The sequence below is a fragment of the Streptomyces sp. cg35 genome (assembly GCF_050410835.1).
GTDB lineage: Bacteria > Actinomycetota > Actinomycetes > Streptomycetales > Streptomycetaceae > Streptomyces.
Map to the genome: position 1 here is coordinate 6,028,475 of NZ_CP191268.1, position 19,112 is coordinate 6,047,586.

The following is a 19,112-nucleotide window of genomic DNA, read 5'->3' on the forward strand; positions in this document are numbered from 1 at the left end:
GAAACAGGATGGCCCCGGGTACAGGCTGGGAGCATGACCACCATGACGCAGGACGCGCGGCCCGCCGAGATCCGGCGGCACGAGCTGGCCGGGTTCCTGCGCAGCCGCCGCGAGCGCATCCTGCCCGAGGAGGTCGGCCTGCCGCGCGGCAGCCGCCGCCGCACCCCGGGCCTGCGCCGCGAGGAGGTCGCGCACCTCTCCGCGGTCGGCGTCACCTGGTACACGTGGCTGGAGCAGGCCCGCGACATCCAGGTCTCGGCGCAGGTCCTCGACGCGCTGGCCCGCACCCTGCGGCTCGACGCGAGCGAGCGCGCCCATCTGTTCGGCCTGGCCGGCGCGATCGACCCGACCCCGGCCGCGAGCTGCACCACGCTCACCCCCGAACTGCGCCAGATGCTCGCCCAGTTGGAGCCGATGCCGGCCTGCGTGCAGAACAGCCGCTACGACGTCCTCGCCTACAACCGCACCTACCGGATGCTGCTGTGCGACCTCGACGAGATCCGGCCCGAGGACCGCAACTGGATGCTCCTCGCGTTCACGAACGAGCAGTGGCGCTCCGCGATCGTCTCCCTCGACGACGTGCTGCGCACCATGGCCGCCAAGTTCCGCGCGGGCATGGCCGACCATCTCGCCGAGCCCGCCTGGAAGCTGGTCCTGAAGCGGCTCCTCGACGAGTCCGCCGAGTTCCGTGAGCTGTGGGAGCGCCACGAGGTGGGGCGGTCGGTGCCCAGCAAGGTCAAGCACTTCGTCAACCCGTACGTGGGCCCGCTCGCCGTCGTCCACACCGATCTCTGGCTCGGCCGGGACTGCGGGGCACGCATGGTGACGTACACCCCGGCCGACGAGGCGACCCGTGAGCGCCTCGACCGGCTCCAGGAGCTGGCGCTCAGCCGCGCCTCATGAACCGGCGGCGGCCCGGGTGGCCGCCGCGTCCGCCGGCTCCTCCAGCCGCTCTGCGGTCCGCCGTGCCGTCTCCCGCGCCCACCGCCCGCTGGTCAGCGCGCCGAGCGCCAGCACCGCCAGGCCGCACCCGGCGATGATCCACCAGCAGGCCCGGCTGGCCTCGACGAAGGCGCGGGCGTACGAGGACCCGGCGACGCCCGACGCGAGGACCGCGCCGATGACGGCGACGCCGAGGGTCTGGCCGATCTGCCGGCTGCTCGAGGCCACGGCCGCCGCGACACCGGCCTGCGCGCGCGGCATGCCGGAGACGGCGGTGTTGGTGATGGGAGCGTTCACGAAACCGAAGCCGATGCCGAACAGGACGTAGCCGACGAAGAGCGACACGTTCGAGGTCTCCGCGTCGAAGGCCGCGAACAGGACGCCGCTCGCCGTCATCGTCACGCCCGCGATCAGCAGCGGCAGACGCGGACCGCGGCTGCCGACCAGACGCCCGGACAGCGGCGCGCACACCAGGGCCATCGCCGCCATCGGCAGCATCCACAGACCCGCGTGCAGCGCGTCCAGGCCGCGCACGTCCTGAAGGTAGAGCGTGGACACGAAGAGGAAGCCGCCGAGCGCCGCGAAGCCGCAGACCGCGATCACCGCCGCCCCGCTGAACGGCGCCGACCGGAAGAACCGCAGGTCGATGAGGGGCTCGGCGCGGCGCGGCTCGTAGCACAGCAGGCCGGCGAGCGCGGCCAGGGCGACCGCCGCGCAGACGACGGTCCGCGCCGACGTCCAGCCCGCGTCGGGCGCCTCGATGATCGCGTACGTCAGCGAGCCGAGCAGCGCGATGACCAGGACCTGGCCGACCGGGTCGGGCCGCCGGGCCTTGGGGGCACGGGACTCGGGGACGTAGCGGAGGGTGAGCAGGAGCGCGGCGAGGCCGACGGGCAGATTGACCCAGAAGATCGAGCGCCAGCCGACCGAGTCCACGAGCAGGCCGCCCACCAGCGGCCCCGCGGCCATCGAGATGCCGACGACGCCGCCCCACACCCCGATGGCGCGGGCCCGCTCCCGCGGGTCGGTGAACGTGTTCGTGATGATCGACATGGCGACCGGGTTGAGCATCGAGCCGCCGACGGCCTGCACCATCCGGAACGCCACCAGCGACTCCAGGTTCGGGGCCAGGGAGCAGGCCACCGACGCGGCCGTGAAGACGATCAGCCCCGTCCGGAAGACCTTGCGCCGCCCGATCCGGTCCGCGGTCGAGCCGGCCAGCATCAGCAGCGCGGCGAGGACCAGCGTGTACGCGTCGATCGTCCACTGCATGCCCGAGAGCGTGGCGTCGAAGTCCTTCGCCATGGAAGGGAGGGCGACGTTCAGGACGGTGTTGTCGAGGCTGACGATCAGCAGGCTCATGCAGCAGATCGCGAGGACGAGCATCCGCCTGCGGTGCGTCAGGGTCGGTGGTGCGTCGGGCATGTTCTCGACGGTAACCGGATCGGTGAGGGGACGGGCACGTGAGGTCATGACCACCAGCGTCCTCGTCCGCTCAGCCTGGTACCAGAGTCTCCTCATCGTGGTACAGGCACTACCTGGCAACAGGATGAGCGCGGAGGCATCCTGGTGGCATGACGACTCCGACGACGGCCTCCGCCCCCGCTCCGTCGGCCGCCGAGCTGCGCCGCGCCGAGCTGGCCGCGTTCCTGCGCAGCCGCCGCGAGCGCATCACCCCGGAACAGGTCGGCCTGCCGGACACGGCCCGCCGCCGCACCCCGGGCCTGCGCCGCGAGGAGGTGGCGCACCTCGCCTCGGTCGGCATCACCTGGTACACGTGGCTGGAGCAGGGCCGCGCCATCAACGTCTCGGCCGGCGTCCTGGACGCCATCGCCCGCGCCCTGCTCATGGACCCCACCGAGCGCGCCCACGCCTTCACCCTCGCCGGGACCGTCGACCCGCGCGCCGAGACCGTGTGCCCGGCCGTCACGCCCACGGTCCTGCGCCTGCTCAAGCGCCTGGAGCCCTACCCGGCCGAGGTGAAGAACGCCCGGTACGACGTCCTCGCGCACAACCAGGCCTACGCCGACGTATTCGGCGACCCCGCCGAGCTCGACCCCGAGCACCGCAACGCCCTGTGGATGATGTTCATGAACGACCGCTGGCGCGTGCAGTTCCTGGACCGCGACGTGATGCTGCCCGAGCTCCTGGCCAAGTACCGCAAGGCGATGGCCGAGCACGTCGCCGAGCCCGCCTGGCGGGCGCCCGTCGACGAGCTGCTCGCGGTGTCGCCGGAGTTCCGCGAGCTGTGGGAGCGGCGCGAGGTCGCGCCGATGGTCTCGCACGTCAAGCGGTACCAGCACCCGGACCCGGAGATCGGCCTGCTGCGCCTGGAGCACCGCCACATGTGGCTGGCCCCGGAGACCGGCGCGTACCGCGTCGTCGCGTACCTTCCCGCGGACGACGGGACCGACGAGCGCCTGGAGAAACTGGCGGAGCGCGCCGCGGCTCGGGAAACCGGCTGACGAGCCGGGCGCCGGGTGAGGGACAATGGAGTCCTGTCCGTGCCCCATGAAGGTTTTCTCGTACGCTCCCGGAGACCCGCCCCGATGACCCAGCAGCAGCTCACCGTAGGCCCGCACACCGTGCAGCCGCCCGTGGTCCTCGCGCCCATGGCGGGGATCACCAACGCGCCGTTCCGCACCCTGTGCCGCGAGTTCTCCGGCGGCAAGGGCCTCTTCGTGAGCGAGATGATCACGACGCGGGCGCTGGTCGAGCGCAACGAGAAGACCATGCAGCTGATCCACTTCGACGAGAGCGAGAAGCCGCGCTCGATCCAGCTGTACGGCGTCGACCCGGCGACCGTCGGCAAGGCCGTCCGCATGATCGCGGAAGAGGACCTCGCCGACCACATCGACCTGAACTTCGGCTGCCCCGTCCCGAAGGTCACCCGCAAGGGCGGCGGCTCGGCCCTCCCGTACAAGCGCAACCTGCTGCGGGCGATCCTGAAGGAAGCCGTCTCGGGCGCGGGCGACCTCCCGGTCACCATGAAGATGCGCAAGGGCATCGACGACGACCACATCACGTTCCTCGACGCGGGCCGGATCGCCGTCGAGGAGGGCGTCACCGCGATCGCCCTGCACGGGCGCACCGCCGCCCAGCACTACGGCGGTACCGCCGACTGGGACGCCATCGCCCGCCTCAAGGAGCACGTCCCGGAGATCCCCGTCCTCGGCAACGGCGACATCTGGTCGGCCGACGACGCGCTGCGCATGGTCCGCGAGACCGGGTGCGACGGCGTCGTCGTGGGCCGGGGCTGCCTCGGCCGCCCCTGGCTCTTCGCCGACCTGGTCGCCGCGTTCGAGGGCCGCCCGGAGCGCGCCCAGCCCACGCTGCGGGTCGTCGCCGACGCGATGGTGCGGCACGCGACGCTGCTCGGCGAATGGATCGGTGACGAGGCGCGGGGCGTCATCGACTTCCGCAAGCACGTGGCCTGGTACCTGAAGGGGTTCGCGGTCGGCTCCGAGATGCGCAAGCGGCTCGCGATCACCTCGTCCCTGGCCGAACTCCGCACGGGCCTCGACGAGTTGGACCTGGACCAGGAGTGGCCCGCCGGGGCGGACGGCCCGCGCGGGCGGACGTCCGGCAACAACAGGGTGGTGCTGCCGGACGGGTGGCTCAAGGACCCGTACGACTGCGCGGGGCTCTCCGAGGACGCCGAGCTGGACACGTCCGGGGGCTGACCGGTCCGGCGTCCCGTCCGCCATGTCCTGACGTCGGCCGTGTGCGGGCCGGTGGGGCTTCTCGCGCGGTTCCCCGCGCCCCTGAGACGCGCACTTCGTGCGGCATCTCATGATGGGGGCGCGGCGAAGCCGTGCCGACCGAGAACCTCACCCCCCGACGGCGCTCAACAGCGCCAACGGCGCCGCCGCGGACCGCGACTCACGTACACACCCGTACGGATAGGGCAGCGGCGCCGGATGCGAAGCCCTGGCGTACCCGGCAAGAACCTCCGGCAACCGCCCGCCGCAGGCGATCGCCGCCGACACCAGCCCCTGTGCCACGGTCCGCGCCTCGTCGTGCAGCCCGTACCGGGCGAGCCCGAGCGCGATCAACGCGTTGTCGTGCGGCCACACCGAACCCCGGTGGTACGACAGCGGGTGATACGCGGCCTGCCCCGCGGCCAGCGTCCGCACGCCCCACCCCGAGAAGAAGTCCGGTTCGAGCAGCCGCCGCCCGACCGCCTCGCCGAACTCCTTGTCGAGCAGCCCGGACCACAGCAGATGCCCGGCGTCCGAGGCGAGCGCGTCCAGCCGCCGCCCGTCCCCGTCGAGGGCCAGCGCCACGAACGACTTCTCCGGCATCCAGAAGTCCCGCACGAAACGGTCCCGCAGATCCGCCGCGGCCTGTTCGAGGAGATCCGCGTACACCGCGTCGTCCCACACCGTCCGCGCCAGCACGGCCGTGCGCCGCAGCGCGTCGTACGCGTAGCCCTGCGCGCCCGCCGCCATCACCGGGCCCGTCGCCCGGCTCCCGTCGGCCGAACAGATCGCGCCGGGGGAGTCCTTCCAGTTCTGGTTGGCGAGGCCGCCCTGGTCGGCGCGGTACACGAGGTATCCGCGCGACGTGAGCCCGCCGTGGTCCAGCATCCAGCCCACGGCCGCCCGCGCGTACGGCTCGAGGCGCCGCGCGAGGGACGTGTCCGCGGTCTGCTCCGTGTACGCCCCGAGCAGCACGAGGAACAGCGGCGTCGCGTCGACCGACCCGTAATAGCGCCCGTAGGGCACCTGCCCGAAGTGCGCGAGCTCCCCGTGCCGCACCTCGTGCACGATCTTCCCGGGCTGCGCCACGGACGCCTCGATCTGCTCGGTGGCCTGGGTCGCGGCGAGTACCGGCAGGGTGGCCGCGGCCAGTTCGGGCCGGTACGGCAGAGCGAACAGCGACGTCAGCAGGGCGTCCCGGCCCAGCAGCGTCAGGAACCACGGCACCCCGGCCGCCGGCGCCAGATGCCGCTCCCCGTCAGGACCCTCGGCCGCCACCCGCAGCACCGCGAGATCGGCCAGCCCCCGCGCGCACGCCGCCGCCAGCTCCGGCCACGCCCCGGGCAGCTCCACCCCGTCCGCGAAGTCCCGCACGACGTCGGAGAGTTGGGCGGCGGCGGCCGCCGGGGTCGCCGGCGTACGGGCCGGCCGGGATCCGTGCGGTCGGGCCGTCACGCGCAAGGCCAGCTCGGCGGCGCCCTGCGCGTCCAGTTCCAGCGTCCACACCAGGCGGCGCGCCCCCGTGCCGGTCTCCTCGACCGCGTCCGGGGCGGGGGTGCTCGTCACGGCCGTCGAGGAGCGCCAGTCGCCCCTCTTGTAGGTGAACTCCACGCCGTCGTCGAGGACTTCGCGAGTGCGCACCGCCCCCGTCTTCGCGTACGTACGGTGGTCGGAGCGCAGCTCGAACTGGTCCGTGAAGTCGGCGTCGACCGTCAGCGCGACGCGCACCGTCGTCGGCACCGGACGGTTCGACACGACGCGCAGCAGCTCCACGAACGACCCGTCCCCGACGGCCTGTTCACGAAAGAGCGTGTAGGCCGGGGGCTCCTGGCGGCCGCCGCGCGGCACGAGCACGCAGCGGGCGACGCCCTCGTCCTCGTACGTCATGGGGGTCAGCACCTCGGGTGCGGCGCCGTCGACCGTGAGCTGCCAGCGGCACAGGTGCCGGGCGTCGCGCACGAACAGGCCGTCGGGCGAGGAGCCGCCGCGCACCGCGGTCAGCCCTCCGCTCGCGTCCAGCGCGGCGAACGTGGTGCCGCGTACCAGATGGTGACGCGCGTACCCGTGCGTGTCGGTCATCACGAGGTTCCCTCCCCGGGGCCCAGCAGATCCAGCGTCAGCGCGGCCGTCCAGCCGAAGCCGCGGGCGCCGCAGCCCGCTCCCGTGTACGGATCGACGTACTCGGCGAAGTCCGAGGCCCCGGCCGCGTCGAGCAGCGCGGTGCGCAGCCGCGCGGCCTGCGCGTGCTCGCCGTGCAGCCGAAGGCCGTGCTCCAGAAGCCAGTTGGTGTTGAACCAGGCGGGGCCGCGCCAGTACCGGTGCGGGTCGAAGGCGGGCCCCTGAAGGTCGTAGCTCGGCGCGAGGCGCACCTGGCCGCCGAGGCCGAAGTGCGGTCCGCGCGCGGTGCGGACGAGTGCCGCCACCACGTCGCGCGGCAGCGCCGGCAGGATCAGCGGGATCAGCCCGGCGACGCCGTACTCCGGCACCAGCGCGCCGCCGCGCAGATCACGGCAGAAGAACATCTGCGCCACCGGGTCCCACAGCCGCCGCACGAGCGCCGACGTCAGCCGCTCGGCGCGCGCGTGCCGGGCCGTGCCCGCCGCCCCCAGCTCGCAGGCGATCCGGGCCAGCGCGTGCTCGGAGGCGGCCAGCAGGGCGTTGAAGGCCGGGTCCTCGACCGCGAACTCGCCCTGCCCGTCGGCGTATTCACCGTCGCGGTAGTCCGTCGCGAGACGCACGTACCGCCCGTAGTCGATGTCCGTGGGCCGGTCGTCCGCCGTCCCGTGCTCCAGGTCGGCGCGCCGGAACGTCCGCGGGGGAGCGGGCGTGATCCGGCTCAACGGGGCGTCCCAGCACGGGCTGTTGTCCATGCCCTGCTCCCAGGGGTGGACCACCGAGGCGAGGCCCGCGCCGCCCAGGTCGCGGCGGTGCAGGAGGTAGCGGTGCCAGGCGGCGAGGCCCGGGTAGACGCGGGGCAGGAAGCCGCGGGAGCGGGACAGCGCCGGGTCGGCGCGGTGCACCAGCCAGGCGGCGAGCGCGTGCACGGGCGGCTGCACGATGCCGGAGGTCTGCACGGCGGCCGGTGCTCCGGCGGCCCGGCCCGCGGTGGAGGAGCGCCAGAAGTCGGGGCTGGGGAAGTACGCGTCCAGCGGGATGGCAGGGTTGAACACGATGTGCGGGATCCGGCCGTCGCCCCACTGGGCGCTCAGCAGCGTCTCCAGCTCCGACTGGGCGCGTAAGGGGGACACATGACGCAGTCCGATCGCGATGAACGCCGAGTCCCACGACCACTGGTGCGGATACAGCGTGCGCGAGGGGACCGTCGAGGCACCCGTCCAGTTCGCGTCGAGGACACGGACGGCGCGGTCCCGCAGCGGCTCGCGCCGCGCGGCGCGGACCGCGGTTCTGGACCGCTCGGTGGTGTGCTCCACATGCTCTCCCGCAGGCTGCCGGTTACGCAGCAGGCAGCATAGAGTTACGTCTACTTAACACGCAAAACCCAGAATGTAACGTGCAGTTGATGATCGCAAGGGGGTTGGCGGGCATGGCGGGGAACCAGGCGAGCGCCGGAGATCTGCTGCACCTGGTGCGCAGCGGACGGGCGACCACACGCGGCGCACTCCAGGAGGTCACGGGCCTGTCCAGGGCCACGGTCGGACAGCGCCTGGACCGGCTCTTCCGCGCGGGCTGGCTGCGCGAGGGCACGGCCGGACCCGTCAACTCCCCGCTGGGCGGCCGCCCTTCGATCCATCTGGAGTTCGACGACGCGCACGCGGTCGTGCTCGCCGCCGACCTCGACACCCGGCACGCCCGCGCCGCCGCCCTGACCCTGTCCGGCGAGGTGATCGCCGAGCGCAGCGGCACGCTCACGGTCGAAGAGGGACCGGAGGCGGTGCTGCCCCGACTCGGCGTCTGGTTCGGCGAGTTGCTCAAGGAGGCAGGCCGCCCCGGGGACGCGGTGTGCGGCATCGGCCTCGCGGTCCCCGGCCCGGTCGACACGGACTCCGGCCGCGTCGTACAGCCCCCGATCATGCCCGGCTGGGACGGCTACGACATAAGAGGCCGGCTGGCCCGCGCGGTCGCCGAGCACGCGGCGACCGACCACGGCCCCCTCGACGCGCCGGTCCTCGTCGACAACGACGCCAATCTCATGGCGTACGGCGAACAGCGCGCCGCCCACCCCGACTGCCACGCCTTCGCCCTGGTCAAGGTCTCCACCGGGATCGGTGCGGGCGTCGTCGTGGACGGCGCGATCTACCGCGGCATCGACGGCGGCGCGGGCGACATCGGGCACATCCGCGTCCCCGAGGGCGCGGACGCCCTGTGCAACTGCGGCTCGTACGGCTGCCTGGCCGCGGTCGCCAGTGGCCGGGCCGTGGCCCGCCGGCTGACCGAGGCGGGCGTGTCCGCGGCCTCCGGCTCCGACGTGCGCGCGCTGCTCGCGGCCGGCCATCCCGAGGCGGTACGGCTCGCGCGGGAGGCGGGCCGCAGCGTAGGCGAGGTCCTCGCGACGGTCGTCACCCTCCTGAACCCCGGCGTTCTCATGATCGCCGGAGATCTGGCCGGAACTCCCTTCCTGACGGGCGTGCGCGAACTGCTCTACCAGCGCGCCCTGCCCCGCTCGACCGCCCATCTGGAGGTGGTCACGTCCCGGCTCGGCGAGCGGGCCGCGCTCATCGGAGCGGGAGCGCTGGTGGTGGAGGAGCTGTACGCGCCCCGGCGGGCCGAGGAGCGGCTGGCGGCGCTGGGCGTCTGACACGCCCGTTTCACCCCCGTGTCCTGTCCGCATGCTGACATCGAGCCGTCCGAAGGCCGTTTCAAACGGCGTGATTCTCGCCACCCCTGATAGGCCTTGCGCTCAGATGAGCGGAAATTCGCTGACTGCACTTCTCCAAGCCCTGGCACTCAGTGCCACTGCTCGATCATTTACGGCTTGAACGCACATGAGAGCTCAGCATGCTCATGTGAGCGATAATCGGGGTCTACGGGGGTTGATGGTTCAGGAAGTGAACACAGAAATCCGACAGTACCTACCCGCCGGTCACTTTCGATCTCCTGGCGGACGGGTGGTTACGGCCGTATGACGGCTGAGTGGACGTACCCACAGGCCTTGGATCTGGGTATGTTCCTCGCCGTCAGGGCAGCCACCGAGCCTCGAGGAGTCGAGACCCGTGTCGGAAAACAAAGATCCTCAGGTAGCCGATCGAGGCGCGAAGTTCGTCTACGACTTCACCGAGGGGAACAAGGACCTCAAGGACCTTCTCGGCGGCAAGGGTGCCAACCTCGCCGAGATGACCAACCTGGGACTTCCCGTCCCTCCGGGGTTCACCATCACCACCGAGGCCTGCAAGGTCTACCTCGACAGCGGCGCCGAGCCGGTGGCACTCCGTGACGAGGTCAGTGCGCACCTCGACGCCCTCGAGCAGACGATGGGCAAGAAGCTCGGCCAGGCCGACAACCCCCTTCTGGTGTCGGTCCGTTCGGGCGCCAAGTTCTCCATGCCCGGCATGATGGACACCGTCCTCAACATCGGTCTCTCCGACAAGTCGGTGCAGGGCCTGGCCAAGCAGGCCGGCGACGACCGGTTCGCCTGGGACTCCTACCGCCGCCTCATCCAGATGTTCGGCAAGACCGTCCTGGACGTCGACGGCGACCTCTTCGAGGAGGAGCTGGAGAAGGCCAAGCGCGCCAAGAAGGTCGCGGTCGACACCGACCTGGACGCCGCCGACCTGAAGAAGCTCGTCACGCGCTTCAAGAAGATCGTCAAGACCGAGGCCGGCCGCGACTTCCCGCAGGACCCGCGCGAGCAGATGGACCTCGCCATCCACGCGGTCTTCGACTCGTGGAACACCGACCGGGCCAAGCTGTACCGCCGCCAGGAGCGCATCCCCGGCGACCTCGGCACCGCCGTCAACGTCTGTTCCATGGTCTTCGGCAACCTCGGCCCCGACTCGGGCACCGGCGTCGCCTTCACCCGCGACCCGGCCTCCGGACACCAGGGCGTGTACGGCGACTACCTGCAGAACGCGCAGGGCGAGGACGTCGTCGCCGGTATCCGCAACACGGTGCCGCTCGCCGAGCTGGAGCAGATCGACAAGAAGTCGTACGACCAGCTCATGCAGATCATGGAGACCCTGGAGAACCACTACAAGGATCTCTGCGACATCGAGTTCACCATCGAGCGCGGCCAGTTGTGGATGCTGCAGACCCGCGTCGGCAAGCGCACCGCGGGCGCCGCCTTCCGGATCGCCACGCAGCTCGTCGACCAGGGTCTGATCGACGAGGCCGAGGCCCTGCAGCGGGTCACCGGCGCGCAGCTCGCGCAGCTGATGTTCCCCAAGTTCGACGAGGACGCGAAGGTCGAGCAGCTCGGCCGGGGCATCGCCGCGTCGCCGGGCGCCGCGGTCGGCAAGGCGGTCTTCGACTCGTACACCGCGATCAAGTGGTCCCGCTCCGGCGAGAAGGTCATCCTGATCCGCCGCGAGACCAACCCCGACGACCTCGACGGCATGATCGCGGCCGAGGGCATCCTGACCTCCCGCGGCGGCAAGACCTCGCACGCGGCCGTCGTCGCGCGCGGCATGGGCAAGACCTGTGTCTGCGGCGCCGAGGACATCGAGGTGGACACCAAGCGGCGGCGCCTGACGGCCGGCGGCGTGGTCGTCGAGGAGGGCGACATCGTCTCCATCGACGGCTCGACGGGCAAGGTCTACCTCGGCGAGGTGCCGGTGGTGCCCTCCCCGGTCGTCGAGTACTTCGAGGGCCGCATGCACGCCGGCGCCGACGACGCCGACGAGCTGGTCGGCGCTGTGCACCGGGTCATGGCGTACGCGGACCGAGTACGCCGCCTGCGCGTACGGGCCAACGCCGACAACGCCGAGGACGCGCTGCGCGCCCGCCGGTTCGGTGCCCAGGGCATCGGCCTGTGCCGCACCGAGCACATGTTCCTCGGTGAGCGCCGCGAGATGGTCGAGAAGCTGATCCTCGCCGACACCGAGGTCGAGCGTGAGGACTCCCTCAAGCAGCTCCTGCCGCTCCAGAAGCAGGACTTCGTCGAGCTGTTCGAGGCGATGGACGGCCTGCCCGTCACCATCCGCCTGCTCGACCCGCCGCTGCACGAGTTCCTGCCCGACATCACCGAGCTGTCGGTCCGCGTCGCCCTCGCCGAGTCCCGCCAGGACAACAACGAGAACGACCTGCGGCTGCTCCAGGCCGTGCACCGGCTGCACGAGCAGAACCCGATGCTCGGTCTGCGCGGCGTCCGGCTCGGCCTGGTCATCCCCGGCCTGTTCGCCATGCAGGTGCGGGCCATCGCCGAGGCCGCCGCCGCCCGCAAGAGCGCCAAGGGCGACCCGCGCGCCGAGATCATGATCCCGCTCGTCGGCACCGTTCAGGAGCTGGAGATCGTCCGCGAGGAGGCCGACCAGGTCATCGCGGAGGTCGAGGAGCAGAGCGGCGTCAAGCTGAAGCTGGCCATCGGCACGATGATCGAGCTGCCCCGCGCCGCGCTGACCGCCGGCCAGATCGCGGAGGCCGCGCAGTTCTTCTCCTTCGGTACGAACGACCTGACGCAGACCGTCTGGGGCTTCAGCCGCGACGACGTCGAGGCCAGCTTCTTCACCGCGTACCTGGAGAAGGGCATCTTCGGAGTCAGCCCGTTCGAGACGATCGACAAGGACGGCGTCGGCTCCCTGGTGAAGTCCGCCGTCGAGGCCGGCCGCGCCACGCGCCCCGACCTCAAGCTCGGCGTCTGCGGCGAGCACGGTGGCGACCCGGAGTCGGTCCACTTCTTCCACGAGGTCGGTCTCGACTACGTCTCCTGCTCGCCGTTCCGTATCCCGGTCGCGCGCCTGGAGGCGGGCCGCGCCGCCTCCACGTCGACGGGCAGCGACCACCGGTAGAGGCTGCCGGAGCCGCCGCAGGTCCCCGACCCTCACCGATCGGCGGCGGCTCCGGTGCGAGACGGGAGGGCGGCACCCCTGTGCGGGGGGTGCCGCCCTCCCGGTGTGTGGGGTTGAGCGAGCGCGGAGCGGGCACCTACTGTCGGGTAAGTTCACCCGGCAACCACCGACCCGCGCCCAGGGAGCACAGCCATGAGCGGCTGGAACGCCAGCGACATCCCCGACCAGAGCGGCCGCACGGCCGTGGTCACCGGTGCCAACAGCGGCATCGGCTACGTCACCGCGCGCGAGCTGGCCCGCGCGGGCGCCCGCGTCGTGCTCGCCTGCCGCAGCGAGGAGCGGGGCACCGCCGCCGTGGACCGGCTGCGCGGCGAAGTACCGGGCGCCGAAGCCGCGTTCGAGGCTCTCGACCTGGGGGATCTGGCGTCCGTTCGGGGGTTCGCCGAAGGGTGGGCCGGGCGGCCGCTCGATCTGCTCGTCAACAACGCCGGGGTCATGGCCCTGCCGTACGGGCGCACGGCCGACGGGTTCGAGACCCAGTTCGGTGTCAATCACCTGGGACACTTCGCCCTGACCGGGCTGCTGCTGCCGAGCCTGCTGGAGGCGGCCGCGCCCCGCGTCGTCTCGGTGTCCAGCGGACTGCACGCCCTGGCCAACATCGACATCGGCGACCTCAACAGCGAGAAGACATACCGGCGTTGGATCGCCTACGGCCGGTCCAAGACCGCCAATCTGCTGTTCGTCCACGAGCTGGCGCGGCGGGCCGCCGACGCCGGTGTCCCGCTGCTGGCCGCCGCCGCGCATCCGGGGTACGCCGCCACGTCGCTGCAGGCGCGCGGCGCGCAGATGGAGGGCCGCAAGGCGATGGAGCGGTTCTACGAGGTGGGCAACCGGGTCTTCGGGCAGTCGGCCGAGGGCGGCGCGCTGCCGACGCTGTACGCGGCGACCGCGCCGGATGTGCGGGGCGACGGGTTCTACGGACCCCGGGTGATGATGTGGCGCGGGGCCCCGGCGCCTTCGTGGCGGGCGTCGTGGACCCGCAACGATGTGGCCGGGGAGCGGCTGTGGGCGGCCTCGGAGCAGTTGACCGGGGTGGTGTTCACCGGCCTGAAGGGGTGACCGTCACGGGGCTCAGCCCCGCACCCCGCTCCTCGATCGCCGGAGGGGCTCGATCGTCCGGGCCCGCGCTCGTCAGTCGCCGGAGGGGCTGGATCGCCGGGCCCGCGCTCCGTGCTCCCGCGCCTGGCCCTCCAGGCCCGCCGCCCTGAGCAGTTCCCGTGCCCCGTCGCCGTCCACGTGATCCCCCAGCTCCCGCAGCACCGCGTCGCCCGCCACCAGCAGCCCGCTCGCCCGGGCCCGGCGCGCGCCCGTCTCCAGGCGGTGCCACAGCACCGGGTTCGACGTGAGGACCTTCGGGTCGAGCTCCACCCGCGCGCCCAGCGCGTCCCGCAGCACGAGCCGCGGCGTGATTCCCTCGGCGCGCCGCACCGACACCAGCAGGTCCGTGCAGACGTGGCCGCCGCGCAGCAGCCCGCGGACCGCCAGCCGGCCCGGGCCCGCCGTGACGCGCGGCGGGTGCAGCACGACGTAGAGGAGCAGGGTCAGCCCCGTCCACAGCACACCGCGCGCCGGGCTCAGCGTGGAGTTGGCGGCGTCGATGGTCGTCACGAGGCCGAGCAGCAGTACCGAGCAGAGCACCGCGGCCCGTAGTTCGCGCGCCCAGTTCCGGTCGGTGACGATGCGGTCCATGCAGCGCACCGTAAGCCCGGCAGCGCGTCGCGGCGGCCCTTCTTGACGATCCGCTGACCCGCAAGGCCCGCACCCTTACGCTGCGCTGACGCCGACACGCGGCTGTAGTACCTCTGTCGTAAATCCGTTGCATGGTTGATCGTTGGGGCCGACGGCCTCACAGCAACGGCACACAGAACGGACAGGGGGACACCCGCGATGACCATCAGCCGCAGGGGACTGCTCGCCACCGGAGCCGTCGGCTCCGCGCTCGGTCTGCTGAGCGCGTGCGGGTCCAACACCGGTCGGGACGGCGACGGAGGCGGTGGCAGCAGCGGGCCGAAGCTGTCCCAGTGGTACCACCAGTACGGCGAGGCGGGCACCGAGCAGGCGGTGAAGAAGTACGCGGCCGCCTACGACGAGGCGAGCGTCGCCGTGCAGTGGCGGCCCGGCAACTACGACCAGCAGACCGCCGCCGCGCTGCTCACCGATTCGGGCCCCGACGTGTTCGAGGTCAACGGCCCGTCCCTGGACATGATCCAGGGCAAGCAGGTCGCGGACGTGACCGAGCTTCTCGACGGCGTCGAGGACGACTTCAACCAGGCGGCCCTCGCCCCGAAGCGCCACGACGGCAAGATCTGGGGCATCCCGCAGGTCATCGACATGCAGATGCTCTACTACCGCAAGAGCCTGCTCGCCGACGCGGACGTGCAGCCTCCGGCCACGCTCGACGAACTCGTCGACGCCGCGAAGAAGCTGACCACCAAGAAGGCCAAGGGGCTGTTCCTCGGCAACGACGCGGGCGCCGGAGTGCTCGGCGGGACCCCGCTCTACGCCGCCGGTCTCGCACTCGTCACCGAGGACGGAAAGGTCGGCTTCGACGACCCGGCCGCCGCCCGCACCCTCGGAAAGCTCCGCCAGCTGTACGCCGACAAGTCACTGCTGCTCGGCGCGCCCGCCGACTGGTCGGACCCGTCGGCGTTCACCCAGGGCCTCACCGCGATGCAGTGGTCGGGCCTGTGGGCCCTGCCCGCCGTCCAGAAGGCGCTCGGCGACGACTTCGGAGTGCTGCCGTTCCCCAAGGACGGGACGCAGGGCGAGCCGGCCGTGCCGGTCGGCGCCTACGCCGCCGCCGTCTCCACCCGCAGCAAGCACCAGCAGGCCGGCAAGGACTTCCTGAAGTGGCTGTGGGTCGAACGCACCGACTATCAGGAGGACTTCGCGCTCAGCTACGGCTTCCACATCCCGGCCCGTATCTCCCTCGCCGAGAAGGCGGCCAAGCTGCGCAAGGGCGCCGCGGCCGACGCGGTCCGCTTCACCACCGACCACGGCCACGCCCAGCCGCTGCTGTGGACGCCGGCCGCGCAGACCGCGTACCAGGACGCGCTCAACCGCATCATCAAGAACGGCGCGAACCCGGAGAGCGAACTGAAGACCGTCGTGCGGAAGACGTCGGCGGAGCTCGACCGCGTGAAGAAGAAGTGAGCGGCGGCACGGTGGCTCAACCGCGCGAGCGCAACCGGGCGTTGTGGTTCTGGGCGTTCGTCGGCCCGTTCGTGCTCGGGCTGCTCGTCTTCACGTACGTCCCGCTCGGCTGGAGCGTGTACCTCAGCTTCTTCGACGCGCACAACACCGTCACGCCCGACACCTTCGTCGGCCTCGACAACTACACCGCGCTGCTGAAGGACGACGCCTTCCTCGACAGCCTGTGGACCTTCTGCGTCTTCACGCTCTTCATCGTGCCGACGACGTACGCCGCCTCGCTCGCCCTCGCCCTCATGGTGAACCGGCTGCGGCGCGCGCAGGCGTTCTTCCGGTCGGTGTTCTTCCTGCCGGCCGCCTGCTCGTACGTCGTCGCCGCCCTGATCTGGAAGATGTCGCTCTTCAACGGGGTGCGCTTCGGCCTCGCGAACACGCTCCTCGGATACGTCGACGCCGACCAGATCGCCTGGCTGTCCACGACGCAGCCGCCCTGGTACTGGCTCGTCATCGTCACCGTACGGCTGTGGCTGCAGGCGGGTTTCTACATGATCCTGTTCCTGGCCGGGCTCCAGCGCATCAGCCCGACTCTCTACGAGGCGGCGGCGGTCGACGGCGCGCGGCCCGGCTGGCAGGTGTTCCGGCACATCACGTTCCCACAGCTGCGGGCCACGTCCGTCGCCGTGGTGCTGCTGCTCGTCATCAACGCCTTCCAGGCGTTCGACGAGTTCTACAACCTGCTCTCCGACGCCCGCGGCTATCCGCCCTACGCCCGCCCGCCGCTCGTCTACCTCTACTACACCGCCCTCGGCCAGGGGCAGAACCTCGGCCTCGGCAGCGCGGGCGCCGTACTGCTCGCCCTGATCATCGCGGTGGTGACGGTGGGCCAGGCCCGCTGGTTCGGGCTCGGCAGGAAGGAGGCCGACTGATGGCCGGCCGCACCGTCCAGGACGACGCGCTGGTCCGCGCGGGCCGCGCCCTGCGCCTCGTGCTGCTCATCGCGCTCGCCCTGCTCTTCCTCATCCCCTTCTATCTCCTCGTCCGCAACGGACTCGCGCGCGAGGAGGACATCACCTCGCCCGACTGGACGTTCTTCCCCTCGGACATCCAATGGGGCAATCTCGGCGAGCTGTTCGACGACACCTCGGTGCCCTTCGCGCGCTCCCTCCTCAACTCGGCCCTGATCGCGGTCGTGACGACCCTGGGGACGCTGCTGCTCGCCTCCCTCGCCGGATACGGTCTCGCCCGCATCCCGTACCGGCACGCGAACAAGGTCTTCTACGCGATCCTGGGCACCCTCATGGTCCCGGCCGCGGTCACCTTCGTACCGACCTTCGTCCTGGTGTCGTCGCTGGGCTGGGTGTCGACGCTGCGCGGACTCATCGTCCCGACGCTCTTCTCCGCCTTCGCGTGCTTCGTCTTCCGTCAGTACTTCCTGGGATTCCCGCAGGAGTTGGAGGACGCGGCGCGGGTCGACGGGCTCGGATACTGGCGCACGTACTGGCGTGTGGTCGTGCCGAACGCGCGGCCGGTGTTCGCCGCGGTCGGCACGATCGTCTTCATCGGCGCCTGGAACTCGTTCCTGTGGCCGCTGGTCATCGGCCAGGACCGGAACGCGTGGACGGTGCAGGTGGCCCTGTCCTCCTTCACCACGTCCCAAGTGGTGCGGCTGCACGAGCTGTTCATCGCGGCGGCCGTCTCGATCGTGCCGCTGCTGCTGGTCTTCCTGCTGTTCCAGCGGTGGATCGTGGCGGGAGTGGAGCGGTCCGGAATCGACTGACTCCCGCACACGGTGGGTGAGTTACCGGGTCACGCGGACGCGCCGCCGTCGATCACCAGGTCGGCGCCGACCGTGGACCCGGCGTCCTCCGAGGCCAGGTGGAGGACCGCGGCGGCGATCTCCGCCGTGGCCGCGACGCGGCCGAGCGGGGACTGGTCCTTCATGCGGACGGCGCGCTCCGCCTCCGTCTCGCCCGGGCGCAGCGACATCGTGGTGTCCGCGGCGCCCGGGCTCACCGCGTTGATGCGGATGCCCTCCGCGACGTGGTCCAGGGCGGCGCCGCGGGTGAGGGCGGAGACGGCGGCCTTCGACGCGCCATAGGCGGTGGCGCCGGCCTGGGTGCGGTGAGGGCCGATGTTGGAGGAGACGTTCACGATCGCGCCGCCCGTTCCCTGCGCGCGCATCTGGGCGATCTCGGCCTGCAGGGAGAACAGCACGCCGGTGACGTTGATGTCGAGGAGCGCGTGCCAGTCCTCGGCGGACAGGTCGGCGACCGGGGCACCACCGCGGAAGACGCCGGCGTTGTTCACGGCGATGTCGAGGGACCCGAACCGCTCAACTGCCGTACGAACAGCACCTGTCACCGACTCCGGGCGGCTCACGTCGGCGGAGTGCGCGAGCGCCGTGCCGCCCGCCTGCTCGATCAGGGCGACGGTCTCCGCCAGCGGGGCCGGGGTGCGGCCGACGACGACCACGTTCGCGCCCTCGGCGGCCAGGGCGAGCGCGACGGCGCGGCCGAGCCCGGAGCCGGCGCCGGTGACGAGGGCGGTCCTGCCGGAGAAGCGGGTGCGGGACGAAGCGGACATGAACGTACCTCTTTCTTGACCGATCGGTTCAGTATGAGGGCGTGACGAGGGAAGGGGGAGGGCTCTCGATTCAAGGAGGTCTTGGTTGCCGGGCCCCTCGGTCCTCAGTCCAGCAGGGCGAGGGCCTGCTCCGCCGCGTCCCGGACGCGTGCGGTGTCCTGCGAGGCCTTGCCGACGACCCGGATGCCCTGCATGAGGACCAGCAGGAGACGGGCGAGCGCCCGCGGATCGCGGTCGGCGGGCAGCTCGCCCTGGGCGCGGGCCCGGGCGAGCGCGCTGTGCAGCACGGTCTCGATGTGCTCCCAGCTGCGCTCCACGCGGCGGGCGGCCTCCGCGTCGTGCGGGCCGAGCTCCGCCGCGGTGTTCGTGACGAGACAGCCGAGCAGGCGCTGGTCGTCGGCGGTCGCCTCGGCGGCGAACCGGCGGACCAGGGCGCGCACGGCGGGCAGCGCCGGGCCGCCGACGGACAGCTCGGCGAGCACGCGCGGGTCGGTGGACTCGGTGTAGCGGTCCAGCGCCTTCAGGTACAGCGCGTGCTTGTTGCCGAACGTCGCGTAGATGCTGGCGCGGCCGATGCCGAGGTGCTCGACGAGGTCCGCCATCGACGTCGCCTCGTAGCCGCGCCGGTGGAACAGCTCCAGGGCTGCCCGCAGCGCGGCGTCCGGATCGAATTCCTTGGTCCTGGCCACGACAGGGAACCTACGCGTATCCAGAACGACCGGTCAAGTATTGCTCGGACTCTCCACGCCCTGCGTACGCTCTGTGCTCTCTGTGC

The 19,112-nt window shown here is 71.8% G+C and carries 15 protein-coding genes; 9 read left to right on the forward strand and 6 right to left on the reverse strand.

Features of this window, described 5'->3' with window-relative positions:
* The first annotated feature begins 33 nt into the window (after positions 1 to 33).
* Positions 34 to 903: a helix-turn-helix transcriptional regulator gene (locus tag ACQUQD_RS27490; protein ID WP_428954808.1), complete on the forward strand. Its 870-nt coding sequence runs from the start codon at positions 34 to 36 to the stop codon at positions 901 to 903.
* Here ACQUQD_RS27490 and ACQUQD_RS27495 read toward each other — a convergent pair.
* Positions 898 to 2,367, reverse strand: coding sequence for an MFS transporter (locus tag ACQUQD_RS27495; RefSeq protein ID WP_428954809.1), 1,470 nt, complete (start codon positions 2,365 to 2,367; stop codon positions 898 to 900). The two genes, ACQUQD_RS27490 and ACQUQD_RS27495, sit on opposite strands and share 6 nt — an antisense overlap.
* Before the next feature lie 149 nt (positions 2,368 to 2,516).
* Between ACQUQD_RS27495 and ACQUQD_RS27500 the strand changes: the two genes are divergently transcribed.
* Both ACQUQD_RS27500 and dusB read left to right on the forward strand, forming a co-directional pair.
* Positions 2,517 to 3,407, forward strand: a complete 891-nt coding sequence (locus tag ACQUQD_RS27500) for a helix-turn-helix transcriptional regulator (protein ID WP_428954810.1) — start codon at positions 2,517 to 2,519, stop codon at positions 3,405 to 3,407.
* A gap of 84 nt (positions 3,408 to 3,491) precedes the next feature.
* Positions 3,492 to 4,625 carry a tRNA dihydrouridine synthase DusB gene (dusB, locus tag ACQUQD_RS27505; protein WP_428954811.1) on the forward strand — a complete coding sequence of 378 codons (1,134 nt, stop codon included), beginning with the start codon at positions 3,492 to 3,494 and terminating at the stop codon, positions 4,623 to 4,625.
* Between the two features lie 147 nt (positions 4,626 to 4,772).
* Here the strand turns inward: dusB and ACQUQD_RS27510 are convergent, their stop codons facing one another.
* Positions 4,773 to 6,722, reverse strand: coding sequence for an amylo-alpha-1,6-glucosidase (locus ACQUQD_RS27510; RefSeq protein WP_428954812.1), 1,950 nt, complete (start codon positions 6,720 to 6,722; stop codon positions 4,773 to 4,775).
* Positions 6,722 to 8,074 (reverse strand): MGH1-like glycoside hydrolase domain-containing protein, encoded by a 1,353-nt coding sequence (locus tag ACQUQD_RS27515; RefSeq protein ID WP_428954813.1) that lies wholly within the window; start codon positions 8,072 to 8,074, stop codon positions 6,722 to 6,724. Before ACQUQD_RS27515 ends, ACQUQD_RS27510 begins: the two co-directional genes overlap by 1 nt.
* A gap of 113 nt (positions 8,075 to 8,187) precedes the next feature.
* Between ACQUQD_RS27515 and ACQUQD_RS27520 the strand changes: the two genes are divergently transcribed.
* The 3 genes from ACQUQD_RS27520 to ACQUQD_RS27530 all read left to right on the forward strand — a co-directional run bounded on the left by ACQUQD_RS27520 (position 8,188) and on the right by ACQUQD_RS27530 (position 13,663).
* Positions 8,188 to 9,399, forward strand: a complete 1,212-nt coding sequence (locus ACQUQD_RS27520) for an ROK family protein (RefSeq protein ID WP_428954814.1) — start codon at positions 8,188 to 8,190, stop codon at positions 9,397 to 9,399.
* A gap of 415 nt (positions 9,400 to 9,814) precedes the next feature.
* Positions 9,815 to 12,544: a pyruvate, phosphate dikinase gene (gene ppdK, locus ACQUQD_RS27525; protein ID WP_428954815.1), complete on the forward strand. Its 2,730-nt coding sequence runs from the start codon at positions 9,815 to 9,817 to the stop codon at positions 12,542 to 12,544.
* Between the two features lie 192 nt (positions 12,545 to 12,736).
* A complete protein-coding gene (locus tag ACQUQD_RS27530) occupies positions 12,737 to 13,663 on the forward strand; it encodes an oxidoreductase (protein ID WP_428954816.1) in 927 nt (308 codons plus the stop codon).
* Between the two features lie 72 nt (positions 13,664 to 13,735).
* Here ACQUQD_RS27530 and ACQUQD_RS27535 read toward each other — a convergent pair whose 3' ends face one another.
* Positions 13,736 to 14,293 (reverse strand): hypothetical protein, encoded by a 558-nt coding sequence (locus ACQUQD_RS27535; RefSeq protein WP_428954817.1) that lies wholly within the window; start codon positions 14,291 to 14,293, stop codon positions 13,736 to 13,738.
* Between the two features lie 198 nt (positions 14,294 to 14,491).
* Between ACQUQD_RS27535 and ACQUQD_RS27540 the strand changes: the two genes are divergently transcribed.
* The 3 genes from ACQUQD_RS27540 to ACQUQD_RS27550 are packed head-to-tail and all read left to right on the forward strand — an operon-like array spanning position 14,492 to position 17,531.
* Positions 14,492 to 15,757, forward strand: a complete 1,266-nt coding sequence (locus tag ACQUQD_RS27540; RefSeq protein WP_428954818.1) for an ABC transporter substrate-binding protein — start codon at positions 14,492 to 14,494, stop codon at positions 15,755 to 15,757.
* Positions 15,754 to 16,680, forward strand: coding sequence for a carbohydrate ABC transporter permease (locus ACQUQD_RS27545; protein WP_428954819.1), 927 nt, complete (start codon positions 15,754 to 15,756; stop codon positions 16,678 to 16,680). Before ACQUQD_RS27540 ends, ACQUQD_RS27545 begins: the two co-directional genes overlap by 4 nt.
* Positions 16,680 to 17,531 (forward strand): carbohydrate ABC transporter permease, encoded by an 852-nt coding sequence (locus ACQUQD_RS27550; RefSeq protein WP_428954820.1) that lies wholly within the window; start codon positions 16,680 to 16,682, stop codon positions 17,529 to 17,531. Before ACQUQD_RS27545 ends, ACQUQD_RS27550 begins: the two co-directional genes overlap by 1 nt.
* Before the next feature lie 29 nt (positions 17,532 to 17,560).
* On the opposite strand, the gene ACQUQD_RS27555 is transcribed toward ACQUQD_RS27550, so the two are convergent.
* Complete coding sequence (locus ACQUQD_RS27555) at positions 17,561 to 18,337, reverse strand: SDR family NAD(P)-dependent oxidoreductase (RefSeq protein ID WP_428954821.1); 777 nt, start codon at positions 18,335 to 18,337, stop codon at positions 17,561 to 17,563.
* A gap of 104 nt (positions 18,338 to 18,441) precedes the next feature.
* Positions 18,442 to 19,026 (reverse strand): TetR/AcrR family transcriptional regulator, encoded by a 585-nt coding sequence (locus ACQUQD_RS27560; protein WP_428954822.1) that lies wholly within the window; start codon positions 19,024 to 19,026, stop codon positions 18,442 to 18,444.
* Positions 19,027 to 19,112: the final 86 nt, after the last annotated feature.